Annotated in this window: 17 protein-coding genes; 2 read left to right on the top strand and 15 right to left on the bottom strand. The window is 42.2% G+C overall.

Annotation, left to right across the window (positions count from 1 at the left end):
- Window positions 1-96: 96 nt before the first annotated feature.
- Window positions 97-693, bottom strand: coding sequence for a TatD family nuclease-associated radical SAM protein (locus tag cpu_RS07880; protein WP_075859478.1), 597 nt, complete (start codon window positions 691-693; stop codon window positions 97-99).
- A gap of 80 nt (window positions 694-773) precedes the next feature.
- Between cpu_RS07880 and cpu_RS07875 the strand changes: the two genes are divergently transcribed.
- Entirely contained in the window at window positions 774-1,133 is a 360-nt protein-coding gene (locus cpu_RS07875) for a TIGR04086 family membrane protein (protein WP_075859477.1), read from the top strand.
- Here cpu_RS07875 and cpu_RS07870 read toward each other — a convergent pair.
- The 9 genes from cpu_RS07870 to yiaY all read right to left on the bottom strand — a co-directional run bounded on the left by cpu_RS07870 (window position 1,113) and on the right by yiaY (window position 10,426).
- Window positions 1,113-2,186 carry a two-component system sensor histidine kinase NtrB gene (locus cpu_RS07870; RefSeq protein ID WP_075859476.1) on the bottom strand — a complete coding sequence of 358 codons (1,074 nt, stop codon included), beginning with the start codon at window positions 2,184-2,186 and terminating at the stop codon, window positions 1,113-1,115. The two genes, cpu_RS07875 and cpu_RS07870, sit on opposite strands and share 21 nt — an antisense overlap.
- 178 nt (window positions 2,187-2,364) lie before the next feature.
- Window positions 2,365-3,207 carry an FAD/NAD(P)-binding protein gene (locus cpu_RS07865; protein WP_075859475.1) on the bottom strand — a complete coding sequence of 281 codons (843 nt, stop codon included), beginning with the start codon at window positions 3,205-3,207 and terminating at the stop codon, window positions 2,365-2,367.
- Window positions 3,207-4,235, bottom strand: coding sequence for a 4Fe-4S dicluster domain-containing protein (locus tag cpu_RS07860; protein ID WP_075859474.1), 1,029 nt, complete (start codon window positions 4,233-4,235; stop codon window positions 3,207-3,209). The genes cpu_RS07865 and cpu_RS07860 overlap by 1 nt, the downstream gene beginning before the upstream one ends.
- A 23-nt stretch (window positions 4,236-4,258) precedes the next feature.
- The gene (locus cpu_RS07855; protein WP_075859473.1) at window positions 4,259-5,212 is read right to left on the bottom strand and encodes a 4Fe-4S dicluster domain-containing protein; all 954 of its coding nucleotides are present in this window, start codon (window positions 5,210-5,212) and stop codon (window positions 4,259-4,261) included.
- Window positions 5,206-5,637 carry a hydrogenase iron-sulfur subunit gene (locus cpu_RS07850; RefSeq protein ID WP_011343854.1) on the bottom strand — a complete coding sequence of 144 codons (432 nt, stop codon included), beginning with the start codon at window positions 5,635-5,637 and terminating at the stop codon, window positions 5,206-5,208. The genes cpu_RS07855 and cpu_RS07850 overlap by 7 nt, the downstream gene beginning before the upstream one ends.
- On the bottom strand, window positions 5,628-7,610 hold the full coding sequence (locus tag cpu_RS07845) for a CoB--CoM heterodisulfide reductase iron-sulfur subunit A family protein (RefSeq protein ID WP_077177249.1): 1,983 nt from the start codon (window positions 7,608-7,610) through the stop codon (window positions 5,628-5,630). Before cpu_RS07845 ends, cpu_RS07850 begins: the two co-directional genes overlap by 10 nt.
- A complete protein-coding gene (locus tag cpu_RS07840; RefSeq protein ID WP_075859472.1) occupies window positions 7,607-8,470 on the bottom strand; it encodes a CoB--CoM heterodisulfide reductase iron-sulfur subunit B family protein in 864 nt (287 codons plus the stop codon). Before cpu_RS07840 ends, cpu_RS07845 begins: the two co-directional genes overlap by 4 nt.
- Window positions 8,470-9,036: a 4Fe-4S dicluster domain-containing protein gene (locus cpu_RS07835; protein WP_075859471.1), complete on the bottom strand. Its 567-nt coding sequence runs from the start codon at window positions 9,034-9,036 to the stop codon at window positions 8,470-8,472. The genes cpu_RS07840 and cpu_RS07835 overlap by 1 nt, the downstream gene beginning before the upstream one ends.
- 238 nt (window positions 9,037-9,274) lie before the next feature.
- On the bottom strand, window positions 9,275-10,426 hold the full coding sequence (gene yiaY, locus cpu_RS07830; RefSeq protein ID WP_075859470.1) for an L-threonine dehydrogenase: 1,152 nt from the start codon (window positions 10,424-10,426) through the stop codon (window positions 9,275-9,277).
- A 119-nt stretch (window positions 10,427-10,545) separates the two neighbouring features.
- Between yiaY and cpu_RS07825 the strand changes: the two genes are divergently transcribed.
- Window positions 10,546-11,379, top strand: coding sequence for a helix-turn-helix domain-containing protein (locus cpu_RS07825; RefSeq protein ID WP_075859469.1), 834 nt, complete (start codon window positions 10,546-10,548; stop codon window positions 11,377-11,379).
- Between the two features lie 170 nt (window positions 11,380-11,549).
- Here the strand turns inward: cpu_RS07825 and pssA are convergent, their stop codons facing one another.
- The 5 genes from pssA to accC all read right to left on the bottom strand — a co-directional run bounded on the left by pssA (window position 11,550) and on the right by accC (window position 15,470).
- Window positions 11,550-12,062, bottom strand: coding sequence for a CDP-diacylglycerol--serine O-phosphatidyltransferase (gene pssA / locus cpu_RS07820; RefSeq protein ID WP_075859468.1), 513 nt, complete (start codon window positions 12,060-12,062; stop codon window positions 11,550-11,552).
- Window positions 12,059-12,700: a phosphatidylserine decarboxylase family protein gene (locus cpu_RS07815; RefSeq protein ID WP_075859467.1), complete on the bottom strand. Its 642-nt coding sequence runs from the start codon at window positions 12,698-12,700 to the stop codon at window positions 12,059-12,061. Before cpu_RS07815 ends, pssA begins: the two co-directional genes overlap by 4 nt.
- Before the next feature lie 47 nt (window positions 12,701-12,747).
- Window positions 12,748-13,428, bottom strand: coding sequence for a metal-dependent hydrolase (locus tag cpu_RS07810; RefSeq protein WP_075859466.1), 681 nt, complete (start codon window positions 13,426-13,428; stop codon window positions 12,748-12,750).
- A gap of 100 nt (window positions 13,429-13,528) precedes the next feature.
- On the bottom strand, window positions 13,529-13,921 hold the full coding sequence (locus cpu_RS07805) for a biotin/lipoyl-containing protein (protein WP_075859465.1): 393 nt from the start codon (window positions 13,919-13,921) through the stop codon (window positions 13,529-13,531).
- Window position 13,922: 1 nt separating this feature from the next.
- Window positions 13,923-15,470, bottom strand: a complete 1,548-nt coding sequence (gene accC, locus cpu_RS07800; RefSeq protein ID WP_075859464.1) for an acetyl-CoA carboxylase biotin carboxylase subunit — start codon at window positions 15,468-15,470, stop codon at window positions 13,923-13,925.
- Between the last annotated feature and the right edge of the window lie 24 nt (window positions 15,471-15,494).

Raw genomic sequence — 15,494 nt, 5'->3', positions numbered from 1 at the left:
TTATCTTAATTACCTCTTCGATATCTCTTCCTTGCCCTGGGATTATTTGCCCCGAAATTTAAAGCTTTTGAACGAAACTATGGCCTATTACCTTTTTTAATTACCATAAAACTCCCGAACGCGAAACTTAACCCCTAGCCTTTCGGCAACTTTTCTGGCCTCGGTCACATCCACTCCTTTCCAGCGCACTATAGTTACAATCACTTCTGGTATATATTTTTTACTTTCGGTAATAAAATTTAACACTTCCTGATAAGCCTCTTCTCCATAACGAGAACGGCTTACCGCTTGGTAGGTTTTGGCATCGGGAGCATTTAAACTTATGGAGATTACATCAATAAGCCCTTTTAAGTCAGGAAGTATATTTCGGCCGTGATAGCGATTGGCAAGACCATTGGTATTTATTCTTATTTTCTTCACTCCGATACTTTTTAACCATCGAGCCACTGCCACCACTTCATTTATTTTAATAAGCGGCTCACCATAGCCGCAAAATACTACTTCTTCGTATTTCAGAGGGTCTTTTTTCTGTAAAGCTTCAATAATTTCCTGAGTAGTTGGCTCATGGTCCAGCCAAAGGTCATAGCCCACTCCTTTTTCCGTTTTTCTAATACAAAAAACACAGGAATTGGTACAGCGATTAGTCACATTAACATAAAGGCTATTACCAATCTCATAAGCTACTTCAGCCATTTTCTTCACCTCAACTGTTCTTAATGATTAAAAGAGTTCATATTTTATTGGTAAAAGGAATTTTAAAGGAGGAATTTTCTATGAATGCCCGGGCATTATTCTGGGGCTTCATTATTGCCCTGGGAACACTTTTAGTTTTTGGTACTATTTTTGCTGTTATTTTTTACTATTTTACCACTAACTTTACCTGGTGGACAATTTTAAGCTTTAGCGTTATCTTTTTAAGCCTTTTAGCCGGAGGCTTTGTCGCCGGAAGAAAGGCACAAAAAAAAGGCCTCTGGCACGGCCTTTACCTTGGCGGAATTTTTATCGTTATCTTCTTTGTTTTTTCCCTCTGGGTCTTTCATTCTCCTTTTTCCTTTGTGGTTTTCTTAGAAAAAAGCCTGGTTATTCTTTTAGCAGGGGCAATTGGAGGCATTTTAGGAGTAAGCATTTTCTAAATTTAAGGGTAAGGTAATCTCAAAAGTCGCCCCACCGGAAGCGTTATTGTAAACTTTAATGCTACCGTTATGTTCCTCAACCGTCCGGTAGCAAATTGCAAGTCCAAGCCCCGTCCCTTCCGTTTTGGTGGTAAAAAACGGCTCAAAAATTTTACTCTGAAGTTCTTCGGGAACACCCGGACCGTTATCGGAAATCCTTAAACCAACTTTTCCTTCTTTTTCATCAAAAAAAGTCTCCAGGGTAATTAGGCCATCTTTACCAATAGCTTCGCAGGCATTGGTTAAAAGATTGGTAAGCACGAAAAAAAGTCGCTCATCATCGCCCAAAATTAAAGGTAAGCCATAATTTAAATTTTTAATAATGGAAATATTATTTAAATATGCTGCCGGAGCAATGCTTTCGGAAGCTCTTTCCACCAGACGGTTTAAATTTACTATACCTTTTTTAAGTCCACTATCATGGGACAACACTAAAAGATCAGCTATTATCTTTTCAATACGATTTATTTCTTGTACGATAGTGTCTAAAAATACTTTGCTTTCCTGGTCTTGAAGCTTTTCTTGCCCTAGAAGTTGGATAAAACCTTTTACGGTAGTCAGAGGGTTTCGTATCTCGTGGGCAGTGCCGGCAGCTATGGTTTTTATCACCGCGAATTTTTCGTGGTTGATATGTTCCTGACCTACCACTTGTTTCCCGTGAGTATCCCATCCTACTAATACGGCACCTAAAAGCTCTCCCGTTTGATCTATTACAGGATAGCTTTTACCCCAAAAATGTTTTTGGTGCTCGCCTATTTTTAAAGGAATATTTTCTATTTCAAAAACCTTCCGGTATTTAAGGGAATCTACTAATCGGGACCGTTCCAGAAGACCAAGTTTTTGAAAAAATTGTTGAAAATCTTTGCCCAGAACTTCTTCTCTTTTTATGCCAAAAATCTTTTCCGCGGTCTTGTTAAAAAAAACAATTTTATAATCCGGGTCTATAGCAAGGATAATATTGGGAGAATCATTTAAGATTAAATAATAAAAATTCGTTAAACGATTGGTCTTCAAGGTTTACCTCCCGAAATGTCCTTTTACTCTAATTAATTATTATTTTCGACAATTGGCTGAGATTTCCTTTCAGCTTCAGTGCTATTTTTTACCAAATTTTTCTACATTTTTTCCCTAATTTCTACAAAAATTTATAGGAAACCAGAAAAAATAAAGCCCGGCAAACACCGGGCATTTTTTAAAACTCGGGAGGTAATTTTTTAAGTTCCCTTAAGGTAAAGACAGGTCCATCAACGCAAACAAATTTGCTTCCGATATTGCAGCGTCCACACTTTCCAATACCACACTTCATCTTTAGCTCTAAGGTAGTAACTACCTGGTCTTCGGAATAACCCATTTTTTCTAAAGCCTGTAAGACAAACTTTATCATGATAGGCGGACCACAGGTAATAGTGACCTTGTTTTCAGGATTTGGGTTAATTTCTTCTAAATATGCAGGCACAAAGCCCACATGTCCATCCCAGCCTTCTTCGGGCCGGTCGATGGTAACATATACTTTGGTACCGGGCTTCTTAGGCCAGTTGTCAAAAAGGTCGTACTTAAAGCAAAGATCCGCCGCGGACCGGGCACCATAAAGGATTTCAACTTTGCCGTAATCCTGCCGGTTTTCCGGAGCCAGAACAAAGTCGATCAGAGAGCGTAGCGGGGCAAGACCAATACCACCGCCAATAAACAAAAGGTCCTTTCCTTTCATCATATCATACGGAAAATGATTGCCATATGGTCCTCGGATACCCACCTTCATCCCGGGCCCCATCTGGTGGATAACCGAAGTAAGCCTACCTACTTTTTTAATGGAAAACTCCAGCATCCCGGTACGGGTTGGGGACGATGTAATCGAGATAGTCGCTTCTCCAACTCCAAAAATAGAAATTTGTGCTACCTGCCCGGGTTTTTGTTTAAATACCTCAAAAACTTCGGGATCATCAAACACCATTTGAAAGGTTTTCACATCGGGAGTTTCGTCAATCACCTTGGTTATGGTCGCAATATACGGTAATAATGGATTTTCCAGAGCCATTACACCCCACCCTTTATGTCGGAAATTATTGCCCGGATGTCAATATTCTCGGGGCAACGTTGCACACAGCGGCCGCAGCCTACGCACCCTACCAGATTATACCGGTCAAGGTGGTATTTAAGTTTATGCATAAAACGGTTTCTAACCCGCTCTTTCTTTGTAGGACGCGGGTTATGGCCGCCAGCCATCCGGGTAAAATCGGAAAACATACACGAATCCCAGCACCTAAAACGCTCCCCAACCCCATCGCCACGATTAAAATCATTGATGTCAAAGCAATGACAGGTCGGGCAAACATAAGTACAAATACCACAACCAAGGCATTTTTGCGCCCACTTTTCCCAGAGGGGAAGTTCAAAGTTTTCATCCAAAACCTCTTTAACCCCGGTTAAGTCAACAGAAGTAATTTCCCCTCTAACTTTTTGGGTAAGCTTTTCTTTTTCTGCTTCTAATGTAGCTACATCCTCAAAAACCACTCCGGGAACCTCGGCAATCAACCGTTCCCCCCGGTCAGTAGCCACTTCCACCAGATATTTATCTCCCAGTTCTGTTAAGTGAATATCGGCTCCTTCGGCATCCGTTGGATTAATGCCGTAGGCAGTACAAAAGCAGGTAGGTAAGGCTTTAGTGCAAGATAAACCAATTACGTAAGTTTTATCCCGGCGCTCCTGATAGTACCGGTCGGGAAAGCGAGTAGTAAATACCGGATCTAAAGCTAAGATACTTTTTAAATCGCAGGAGTGAACGCCAAACAGTACCAGTTCGTCGGTTATTTTTTCCGGGGTTTCTAATTCAATCGCCATATTATTTTTGTTTTTAATGCGAAACATTTTTTCGGTCTGGGGAAAGAAAAGGTCTTTAGGAGGCATCCGGGTAATCCCGTAATCCAGGACAATATCCTCTACCTTTTCTACCTCTTTAAATAACGATAAACCATCTTCCTGTACCGGGGCAATTAAGGGAAACTTTTCCCGAATAGCGCCCAGCCAGGGCATAAGCTTATCTTTTGAAATGTATCCTTTTCTCATCTTAAGTCACCTCGTAGGTTTAACTACATAAACTCTTCCGGGTCATCAGTTCTGAAGCTTCCCAGAACCGCCCCTTGTTCGGGATTTTTACCCGGAGTTTCTACCGAGAACAGTTCTTTCATGTCTTTAATCATTTTCCGGTTTAAAGTATTAACCGGAATGCCCATGGGACAAACCCGGGAACACTCACCGCAATCGACACAGCGGCCTGCCACGTGCCAGGCCCGGATTAAATGAAAGGCAGTATTTTCCGATAAATTAGCTGCTTTCCCAACCCAGTTGGGTTCTGCCATATCAAAGACGCAATCCCGGCAGTTACAAGCAGAACAAACATTCCGACAAGCATAACAACGGATGCATTTTTCAAACTGTTTATCCCAGTACTTGGATTTTTCTTCTACCGAGAGATTTTCAATTGCCTTAACATCCTCATATTCGTCCATTCTAAAGGGTGCTACTTCCTCACCTAATAATACATCATACACCACCGGCGTTGGGGTTTCACACCGGTAACATTTATCCATCAGGTAATCTTCTTTTTTAATTTTAAGTTCACCTTTGGTAGTTTTTACTATTACATTGTCGCCCTGCTCTTCAAAATCCACAAATTCGCCAGATAGATCAAAATCCCGAGCTACTTTATTTTTATCAAGAATACCTTTGCAGGGTATTCCAATTACATAAAAGTTTTCCCGGGGAAAGACTTTATCCTGAACTAACCGCACTACTGAACGGGAATCACAACCCTTTACAATAACCCCAATTTTAATGTCTTCATAGAGATGGTCCATCACGAACTTGGCTAAATTATTAACAGCAAAAGGCGACCAAATTAACTGCTCCACTTCGCTCGCGGATTTTACAAAAGCGGGTCTTACGGTCCCGGCATCAGAACCGGCACCATAACCAATGACAAAGTCCACCTGTTTATTTTCTAAAAGGGAGTTAACGGTAGATTTAATTTTATCTTTTAGCATCGGTCATCCCTCATCTTCTTGTTTGGTCCTAAGGCCCGCACCTCTTCGGTAACTTTTTTGGCGGTTTCCACCACTTTCTGGGCCTCCGAGCCGGAAATCCAGCGGGCATGGAACCTACCCGGCTCAAAACCAATAAATTCAAAAAGCCGTTTCATTAAAAGAAACCTTCTCCGGGTATAGTAGTTGCCACTAACATAGTGGCAGTCTCCGGGATGTCAGCCCGATACCAGCACGCCATCTATACCCCGCTGAAAAGCTTTAATGACAAACTGGGGGTTTACCCGACCGGAGCAGGGCACCCGGATAATCCGCAAATTAGTAGGATATTGCATCCGGCTGACCCCCGCCAAATCTGCTCCGGCGTAACTACACCAGTTGCAAAAAAAGGCAATAATTTTCGGTTCAAAATTTTGTTCTACAGACATATTGCTTCCACCTCCGCCAGGAGCTGTTCATTGGTAAAGCCTTTAAGGTTGAGGGCTCCTACCCGGCAGGCAACAGTACAAGCACCGCAGCCCTGGCACAGGCTGGTATTTACCGTAGCCACAGTACGCTCAATTACCTTACCGTGGGCCCGTTCGGAAATTTTCTTCATATCAATAGCTTTGTACGGACAAATTGGCTTACACAATTCGCAGCCCGAGCAAAGCTCTTCGTTTACCTGGCTGACAATCGGTTCAGCTGCCAATTGGTCCTTAGCCAGAAGGCCAATAGCTTTAGCCGCAGCAGCGCTGGCCTGCGCTACCGTGTCCGGAATATCTTTTGGTCCCTGACAGGCACCGGCTAAAAAGACTCCACCGGTAGTGGTTTCCACCGGCCCAAGTTTGGGGTGAGCTTCCTGGAAGAAACCATCTTTATCTAAAGAGAAGCCGACGATTTTAGCAATTTCCTCGGAACCTTTCGCCGGTACCATCGCGGTAGCCAGGACTACCAGATCCGCTTCAATTTCTACCGGCACTCCCGCTAAGGTATCGGCCCCCCGGACAATTAGTTTATCCCCCAGGGGATAAATTTTCGATACCCGACCACGGATATACTGCGCACCGTCTTCCATGGTTTTGGCATAAAACTCCTCGTACATTTTTCCGGCAGTCCGTACGTCCATATAGAAAATATATGCTTTAGCATCGGGAATTTTCTCTAAAACCTGATGGGCATGCTTGGCGGTATACATACAGCACGCCCGGGAACAGTAGCTTTTACCCTTTTGGTCATCCCGGGAACCCACACATTTAATAAAGACCACAGTTTTAGGTTCCTTACCGTCAGAGGGGCGGATTATTTTACCGCCGGTAGGCCCGGAAGCACTAGCCATCCGTTCAAAGTGTAATCCGGTTATCACGTCCGGATATTGGCCATAGCCGTATTCACCGTAAACCTTTTCCCACTCAAACAGGTCATAGCCGGTAGCCATGATAATGGCGCCAACTTTTTCTTTGACAAATTCATCCTGCTGGTCATAATCTATGGCACCGGTAGGGCAGACCTTCTGGCAAACTCCGCATTTACCTTTGGTAAACTGCCGGCAGGTTGACCGGTCAATTACCGGTTTATTGGGAACAGCCTGGGCAAAGGGGATAAAAATTGCCTTTCTTTTACCAAGACCCAGGTCAAATTCGCTATCAACTTTGGTCGGGCACTTTTCCCAGCAAGTACCGCAACCGGTACATTTGTTGTGGTCTACCGATTTAGCTTTTTGTTTAATGGTAACTTCAAAATTGCCGATATAACCGGAAACTTCCGTAACTTCGGCATAAGTATAAAGTTTAATGTTTGGGTGCTGCGCCGCAGCCGCCATCTTGGGTGTAGATATTCAGCTGGAGCAGTCTAAAGTAGGGAATGTTTTATCCAGCTGGGCCATTTTCCCGCCAATGGTCGGCTCTTTTTCTACTAAGACAACCTGATAGCCAGCGTCAGCAATATCCAGAGCTGCTTGAATACCGGCAATACCACCACCGATAACCAGGGCTTTTTTCGTAATGCCTATAGCCGATTTAAAAAGGGGTTCCAAGCGGGCAGCTTTAAAGACCGCTCGTCTTACCAGTTCAATCGCTTTTTCCGTTGCCTTTTCTGGCTCTTTTGCATGAACCCAGGCGTCGTGCTCCCGGATATTAGCCATTTCAAACATATAGGGGTTAAGTCCTGCCCGTTCAGCGGCTTTTCTAAAGGTCGGTTCATGCAAGCGCGGGGAACAAGAAGCAACCACTACCCTGTCGAGATTATGTTCTTTAGCCGCTTTAATGATGAGCTCTTGTCCAGGCTCCGAGCACATGTACTTATAATCGGTAGCAAAAACTACATTGGGCATTTCCTTTGCCGCTTCGGCTACCCTCGGGACATCAACGACCCCACCAATATTGGAACCGCACCAGCAAACAAATACGCCTATTCTCTTCATCGTGCATCTCTCCACTCCAGTACTTTTTTGGTGCTAACAAAGTGGGAATTTAAGCCAAGTTCTTCGGGCTTTAAACCCAAAGCTAAACCAATTAGCTCGGTAAAGTACAATACAGGGATGTTAAACTCCTCGCCAAAAGCTTCTTTAATTTGTCCCTGACGCATGTCAAGGTTAGATTGACAAAGGGGACAAGCCGTAACTATCACATCGGCTCCCCGGTCCCGGGCTACCCGTAAAATATCCCGGGTAAGCTTTAAAACTATTCCCGTATTGGAAACCGCCAAAGCCCCACCACAGCATTCGGTCTTAAACGACCAGTCCACGGCCTCAGCCCCGGTTGCCCGCACCAGGTCATCCAAAATTTGCGGATTCTCCGGGTCGTCAAACTGCATAATCTTTGGCGGCTTCACCAAAAGGCAACCGTAATAAGCTGCAACTTTTAATCCTTCGAAAGATTTAACTTTTAAATTTTCTATTTGCTCTTTAGCCTTGGCTACTACTTCCACCAGTGAATAAGTATGGTTATTTCCTTCATAGGGTTTTTCTAAAGTGGAATTGATTTTCTCCCGGATTTCCGGGTTTTCTTTCATTTCTCTTTCTGCCACCACCAACCGCTGGTAACAGGCAGCGCACGGTGCAGCAACGTCCAGGCCTAAACTTTCTGCTTGGGCAAGGTTCCGAGCCCCCAGGGCCACCGCCAGCAAATGGCTGGTGCTGTGACCGGCAGTAGCACCGCAGCAATTCCAGTCGGGAATTTCCACCAGCTCAATATTTAAGGCTTTGGCCACCTTTTTGGTGGACATATCGTATTCTTTAGCGGTTGAGTGGAGGGAACAACCGGGATAATATGCGTATTTCATTAATTGCCGCCCTCCAGTTTTTCTATAGTTTCAAAAATCCTTTTTATTTCCCTTGAATTTTTTACCTTAGATGGGAAAAAGGCAAGCTTTCCTAAAGCCAACATTTTCGGACCTAGCCCAACATCTTTAAAAGGTTGACCAGTTTTCAGGTTAAAATTAAGTATTAATCCCAGTTCGTAACTCTTCCCGTAATTTTTAACCATATCCAGGAAAATTCGGTTAAAAGCAGCTACGTTACGGCTGTTAGCCGTATAGCCCTTCCGACGGGCCATAATCCTTAGGCTGTCCATCACCCGGGCAATATCAATGTTTTTGGGACAGCGAGTGGTACAAGTATTACAGGAAGCACATATCCAGATTGTCCTGCTTCTTAAAACCTCCTCTCCCAAACCAAGTTTCGACAAATGCATGACCTGGTTAGGAGTATAATCCATAGCAAAAGCCACCGGGCAGCCAGCAGTACATTTACCGCATTGATAGCAATCTTTCAGGTGCTGACCGCTTTCCGTTTCTAATTCTTCAATAAACTTTTGATCCTGCAACTTTGTATAATTTAGAACATTCATAAGATTTTACACCCTTTAAAGGTGTTTATCTTCACCTCCTATCCCTTTCCCAGAAATAAGGGTTTTCCATACGGTATTTATATTCTTCCTTTTAAAGAAAATTCCTCTTTTCCGAGGCTAATTTTTTCGACAAAACCTTTGGTTATACTTCAAAAAAAAGCAATAAAATTCGCCAATACCCGAAGGTTTGGCGAAAATTAAACAACAAAAGCCTATTATTAAAATTTTTTATTGAAAATTACATCGCTGTTTTAAATATCGTCATTATCTCCTCCAGGCTTGCTTGCTTTGGATTCGTAAGACCACAGGCATCCTTTAGGGCGTTTTCCGATAAAGTTTTGATGTCCTCTTCCTTGACACCTAGTTCCTTAAGGCCTGATGGTATGCCAATTTCTTTTGAAAGAGCTTTTATCGCTTCAAGTACCTTTTCTCCAGCTTCTTTAGCTGATAAGTTTTCTACATTTATTCCCATTGCTTTAGCTATATCAATAAACCTTTCGGGTACAACATGCAGATTATATGCCTGCACATGCGGTAGCAATACAGCATTGCAAACTCCATGGGGAAGATCATAAAACCCTCCCAGCTGGTGTGCCATAGCGTGTACGTATCCCAAGCCTGCATTGTTAAAGGCAACTCCCGCTAAATACTCAGCATAAGCCATTTTATCCCTTGCTTCAATATCTTTTCCATTTTCCACCGCTCTTTTCAGGTACTTAAAGATAAGCTCAATTGCCATTAAGGCTGCAGCATCGGTGACCGGGGTTGCATCAGTGGATACATAAGCTTCAATGGCATGAGTTAAGGCATCCATACCCGTTGCCGCAGTTAAAGATTTCGGCATATCAATCATCAACTCAGGATCATTAACTGCAATAGTAGGAGTTACGTGCCAATCAACAATGGCCATCTTTACATGCCTATCCTCGTCAGTTATTATAGAAAACCTGGTCATTTCACTGGCTGTTCCAGCGGTAGTGTTTATGGCAACCAGGGGCAGAATAGGTTTAGCTGACTTGTTAACCCCTTCATAATCCTTGATGGAACCTCCGTTAGTTGCCACCAGCCCTATCCCCTTGGCACAGTCGTGGGGTGAACCTCCTCCAAAGGAAATTATAAAATCACAGTTATTTTCTTTTAACATTTTAAGACCATCTTCAACATTTTTAACCGTTGGATTTGGTTTAGTTTCATCAAAAATTACGTACTCTATTCCTTCGTTGTCCAAGATTTTGGTTAACTTATTAACAAGACCGATCTGAACCAGTACCTTATCGGTTACAATAAGGGCTTTTTTAAAACCTAGTTTTTTAACTTCCTTCCCTGCTTCATTTAGGCAACCAATACCCATAAAGCTAACCGGTGGCATGTAAAATTGATAGGTTTTCATTTCCTAAACCTCCTTATTTAATTTAAACTTAATGTTTGATAAAATTGTAACAAGAAGATTTCCCTTATTCTAATCCATTTTTGCAAAAACTAAAACAAAATTGCACAAGGGGTGAAAAAATGTTTTTACCTAGTTTAACCCCGGATAAGGAATTTGATACGGATAATGCTAAAATTTTGTATTACGATTTTGATAAACCAATTAAAACTACCTACTATTCCAAAAACTACTTGAGAATTTGCACGATATTGGAGGGTAAAAAGCAAGTTGTTATTAATGATTTTGATAGTATTGAGTACACCAAGGATGATTTTACAATATTAGCCCCGAATTCAAAGGTAATTTTAAAAATAGGAAATAAAACCAAGGCACTGGTTATAGAGGTAGACAACAATGTTCTTAGCCAGTTAATTGAGAAAGTACAGCTTGAATTAGGTTTTGAAGAAATAAAAAAAATAACCAATCACTTTTTTCTCAGTAAATTCAATGAAGAGACCTTAGGAACTTACAAGAAGATTGTAAAAGCCTTTAACAGTAATGAAAAGGGCAAAGAATTTATACTTAATCTTTACATCCAGGAATTGCTCTATGAAATCTTAAAATTTAGAGGCGCAGAGGAAATTATAGGTACCGTAAAGAATGCTAAAATAAACAGCATAATAAGCTATATAAACGATTGTTATACCAAGAACATAAAAATAGCAGATATTGCCAAATACTTTGGCATGGAGGATTATGAGTTTATTAGATATTTCAAAACTTATACCTGCAAGACTCCCAAGGAATATATCAAAGAGCTCAGACTTAAAAAAGCAAGAGAGCTACTAAAACACCAAAGTGTTACCGAAACATGTTATGACGTGGGATATGAAAATATCTCATACTTCATCAAAGAATTTAAAAAAGCCTTCAACATTACCCCAAAGCAGTATCAAAAGGAGGTAAAAAAATAAAAAAGACGGGCCGTACCCGTCTATTTAATAAAAAGTTTAATCAAGGATTTTAAAATTCCCGGAAGTGGTATATAAATTACTCGCACACCAATCCCTCCTTTAAAAAGGCTACCATAGTATACGGCCCCTGCTGGAGATTGGTGACTTGGACATCAGAAGTTGGAAAAAATTTAATACTTGGGGACTTTAATACGGCTTACCATTAAATATGTCAGTAAAGGCGTAATAATTAAAAAAGCAATTGGGGGGAAAGCCGCAAGTTTCAATGATAATAGCACTAACCCTGCAGTAAAACCTCCCGCAAAAGTAATAGGTACTCCGACGAAATAGCCAGAGATATTTAAAATATTAAAACGGGCAAGCCTCCAGGCTCCGGCAATAGTATATAATACAATAAATAAAAGCCCGATATACCCATAACCACTTAAACTATCAGCATAAACTAATAACGCCGGAGCTACTCCAAAAGACACCAAATCAGCCAGAGAGTCAAGCTGTTTACCAAAATCTGAGGCAACATCAAATCGCCGGGCCAGTCGTCCATCAATTCCATCAGAAAATACACTGATTAAAATTAAGATAGCTGCTAAAAAGTAATTATCATTAATCGTTGCGATAATGGAAAGCATACCCATTGCAAGGTTTAAAAGGGTACACGCCGATGGTATTGCCCGTAAGATCATTCTTTTATCCTCCCAATTACCGTAGTCCCGCCAAAAACCCGCTCACCTTTTTGCACCAGGATCTCTACCCGGTCTTTTGGCAAATAAATTTCCGTACAGGAGCCAAATTTTATCATACCAAAAAGTTGGCCCTTATTTAAATTATCTCCCAATTTAACAAAAGATACAATCCGGCGAGCAACAAAACCAGTAATTTGCACTACTAAAACTTTAACACGGGAATTTTTTATTCCAATGTAATTTCGCTCATTGATTTCCGAAGCGTGGCTTTTAAACGCTGGTAAAAATTTTCCAGGACGATAATGGATATATTCCACCTGACCGCTTAGCGGAGCCCGGTTTACATGAACATCAAACAGGGATAAAAAAATACTAACTTTTACCGCGGGACCTTTTAAGTAAGAGTTTTCCAATACTTCAGCTACCTCTAAAATTACGCCATCCGCCGGAGAAACAATACTCTGTTCATCGGCCGGAATAATCCGCCGGGGATTTCGAAAGAAGAAGAGGATAAAAAGAAATAAAAGAGAAACAAAAATCCCAAGCCAGAGGTTAAAAATAAACCCTAAAATAGCTAAGGCTCCTACTCCAATTAAATACCAAAAACTTTCTCGATACATTATTACCGGTTCTTTCATCCTAACCTCCGCCAAAAAATCTATCGCTTATTTTACCATTATTTTATTTACAGGACAACCGTTTCACCGGGATTTACCATGTGGACTTCCGCTCCCAAGGAACTCCCTTTAGCCCTAAATTCTTCAGCATTTACCGCAATTAAAGGCCAGGTATTATAGTGCATGGGAATAACGTGCCGGGGTTTTATAAGTTCTACGGCCTTTAGAGCATCTTTTATGTCCATGGTAAAGTTACCGCCAATTGGTAGAAGTAAAATATCCACCGGGTCAATTTCAGCTATTAGTTTCATATCGTAAAAAACTCCGGTATCGCCAGTATGGTATAAGGTTTGACCTCCCACGGTCAGCAAAAAGCCGCAGGGATTACCCAGGGATTCTACCGGCCCTTCGCCAAAGGAACTACCATGCCAGGCAGGAGTCAGTTTCACCGTAAATTTACCAAAGTTATATCTTCCTCCAATATGCATGGGATGGGTTTTCACGTTCTGACGGGAAAGAAAATTACAAAGCTCAAAAACCCCAATAACCGTAGCATCGCTCTTTTGAGCAATTGGCACCGTATCTCCCAGATGGTCGCCGTGCCCGTGACTTACGAAAATGTAGTCGGCGGTCATTTCCTCGGGTCGTTTTGCTGCCACTGGATTTCCGGTTAAAAAGGGATCAAACAAAAACTTAAGTCCTTCCGCCTCTACGAAAAAACCAGCATGACCTAAAAAAGTAATTTTCATTTTTACCCCTCCTGATCTTTCAAAATTTATTATTTATTTTTCTTTATCATTTCCCAAAATCCTTTTCCCAAAAGAAAAAAGAGCCAAAATTTGGCCCTTTTTATTTTAAGGTTATCAATAACTGGCCGGCCTGGACCGTATCCCCCTCGGCAACTAAAATTTGCTCCACCATTCCGCTTCTACCGGCGGTAATTTCATTTTCCATTTTCATTGCTTCAATGGTAATTACTACGTCCTGAGGCCCTACCGTGTCCCCGGGTTTTACTTTAATAGCCACCACTACCCCGGGCATAGGAGCTTTTACCCCAGACGCTGCTCCGTTGGCCTTGAAAGGCATTGAGGCTCCTGCAGTTCTGGTCTCATTTCCCGGTAAATTCTGATTTTTATATAGTTCCTGGGTATTTGGAATTATTCCCCAGCCCTCGGTGTGAATTTCCTCCACTTCGATCTCGTATTCGCGACCATTCACTCGTATTTTAAACTTTTTAACCACCTTAAACACCCCCTTTATAAAGCCGCCGTTGCATCTGTTCTAAAAGCCCACCGACCTTCCAGGCAGAAATCGGTAAGTACTGCTCTTGAACTTCTTTTTTATTTTCAGCAGCAAAAGCCGCAGCTACAGCAGCGATAATCTCTTCCAGCGGCTGTTCCCAGGAAACACTTTCAGCAAAAAGGTCCTTATCCCGATAGCCTTCAAGGTCTTCCGGGGTTAATGGCTCCATTCGCCGCTTAATAAAGTTGGTATAAACTTCTCCCCGGCGATAAAAGGCATTATCCATAACTTTTCGTAAAAAGGGTAAGTTGGTGGAAACTCCGAATATAATAAATTCCTCTAGAGCTCTTTTCATCCGGATAATTGCCTCTTCCCGCGTTCTTCCCCAGACAATTAATTTGGCAATCATCGAATCGTAGTAAGGAGGAATCGTATAACCTTCATACACAGCAGTATCCACCCGGACAAAGGGCCCCTGGGGTAGCATAAGCTTTTTAATTTCTCCGGGGGTAGGAATAAAAGATATAGGGTCTTCGGCATTTACCCGACACTCAATGGCATGGCCATAAATTTTTATATCTTTCTGGGTAAGGCTCAATCTTTCCCCCAGGCCAATTTTTATCTGCTCTTTAACTATGTCTATGCCTGCAATCATTTCCGTTACCGGATGTTCCACTTGAATCCGGGTATTCATTTCAATAAAATAAAAGTTTCCCCGGTCATCTAATAAAAATTCTACAGTCCCAGCTCCCGCATAATGGACAGCCATAGCGGAACGGACCGCAAGCTCGCCCATTTTTTTTCGCAGTCTTTCGGTCAAAACATGACAGGGGCCTTCTTCAATGACTTTTTGGTTTCGCCGCTGCAGTGAGCAATCCCGCTCCCCCAGATAAACCGCATTACCGTATTGATCCGCCAAAATTTGAAACTCCACGTGCCGGCAGTCCTGAAGATATTTTTCTAAATAAAGCTTGGAATTTCCAAAGGTAGAAGCCGCCTCCCGGGCTGCCGCCTGGATAGCTTCTTCTAACTCTTTAGGAGTATGAACAATCCGCATTCCCCGGCCGCCACCTCCGCCGGCAGCTTTAACTATAACCGGGTAGCCAATTTCGTCCGCAATCTTTAACGCTTCCCGAAAATCAGTTATTTCTCCATTGGATCCTGGTATCACAGGAACGCCCGCTTTTTGCATAATTTCCCGGGCTACGGCCTTATCTCCCATAAGCTCGATAGCCTTAGCCGAAGGACCAATAAATTTTATTCCTGCATCCAAGCAGCTCTTAGCAAAGGCCGGATTTTCAGCCAAAAAGCCATACCCGGGATGAATCGCCGTTACATTATTTTTTAAAGCTACAGAAATTATCTCTTCAATCTTTAAATAGCTTTTGTTATCCTTTAAGGGATAAGCTTCATCGGCTATTTTTACGGGCAAACTATCTTTATCGGCAGGGGTATAAACCACCGCCGAAGTTATTCCCAGTTCCTTACACGCCCGGATTATTCTAAGAGCAATTTCTCCCCGGTTGGCTATTAAGATTTTTTCCTGCACCCCTCTCACCTCCTTTTGGGGCTG

It is taken from the genome of Carboxydothermus pertinax, from assembly GCF_001950255.1.
In the GTDB taxonomy this organism is placed as follows: Bacteria; Bacillota; Z-2901; order Carboxydothermales; family Carboxydothermaceae; genus Carboxydothermus; species Carboxydothermus pertinax.
Note: the sequence above shows the minus strand (reverse complement) of the source record. Positions and strands in the feature narration are given on the sequence as shown.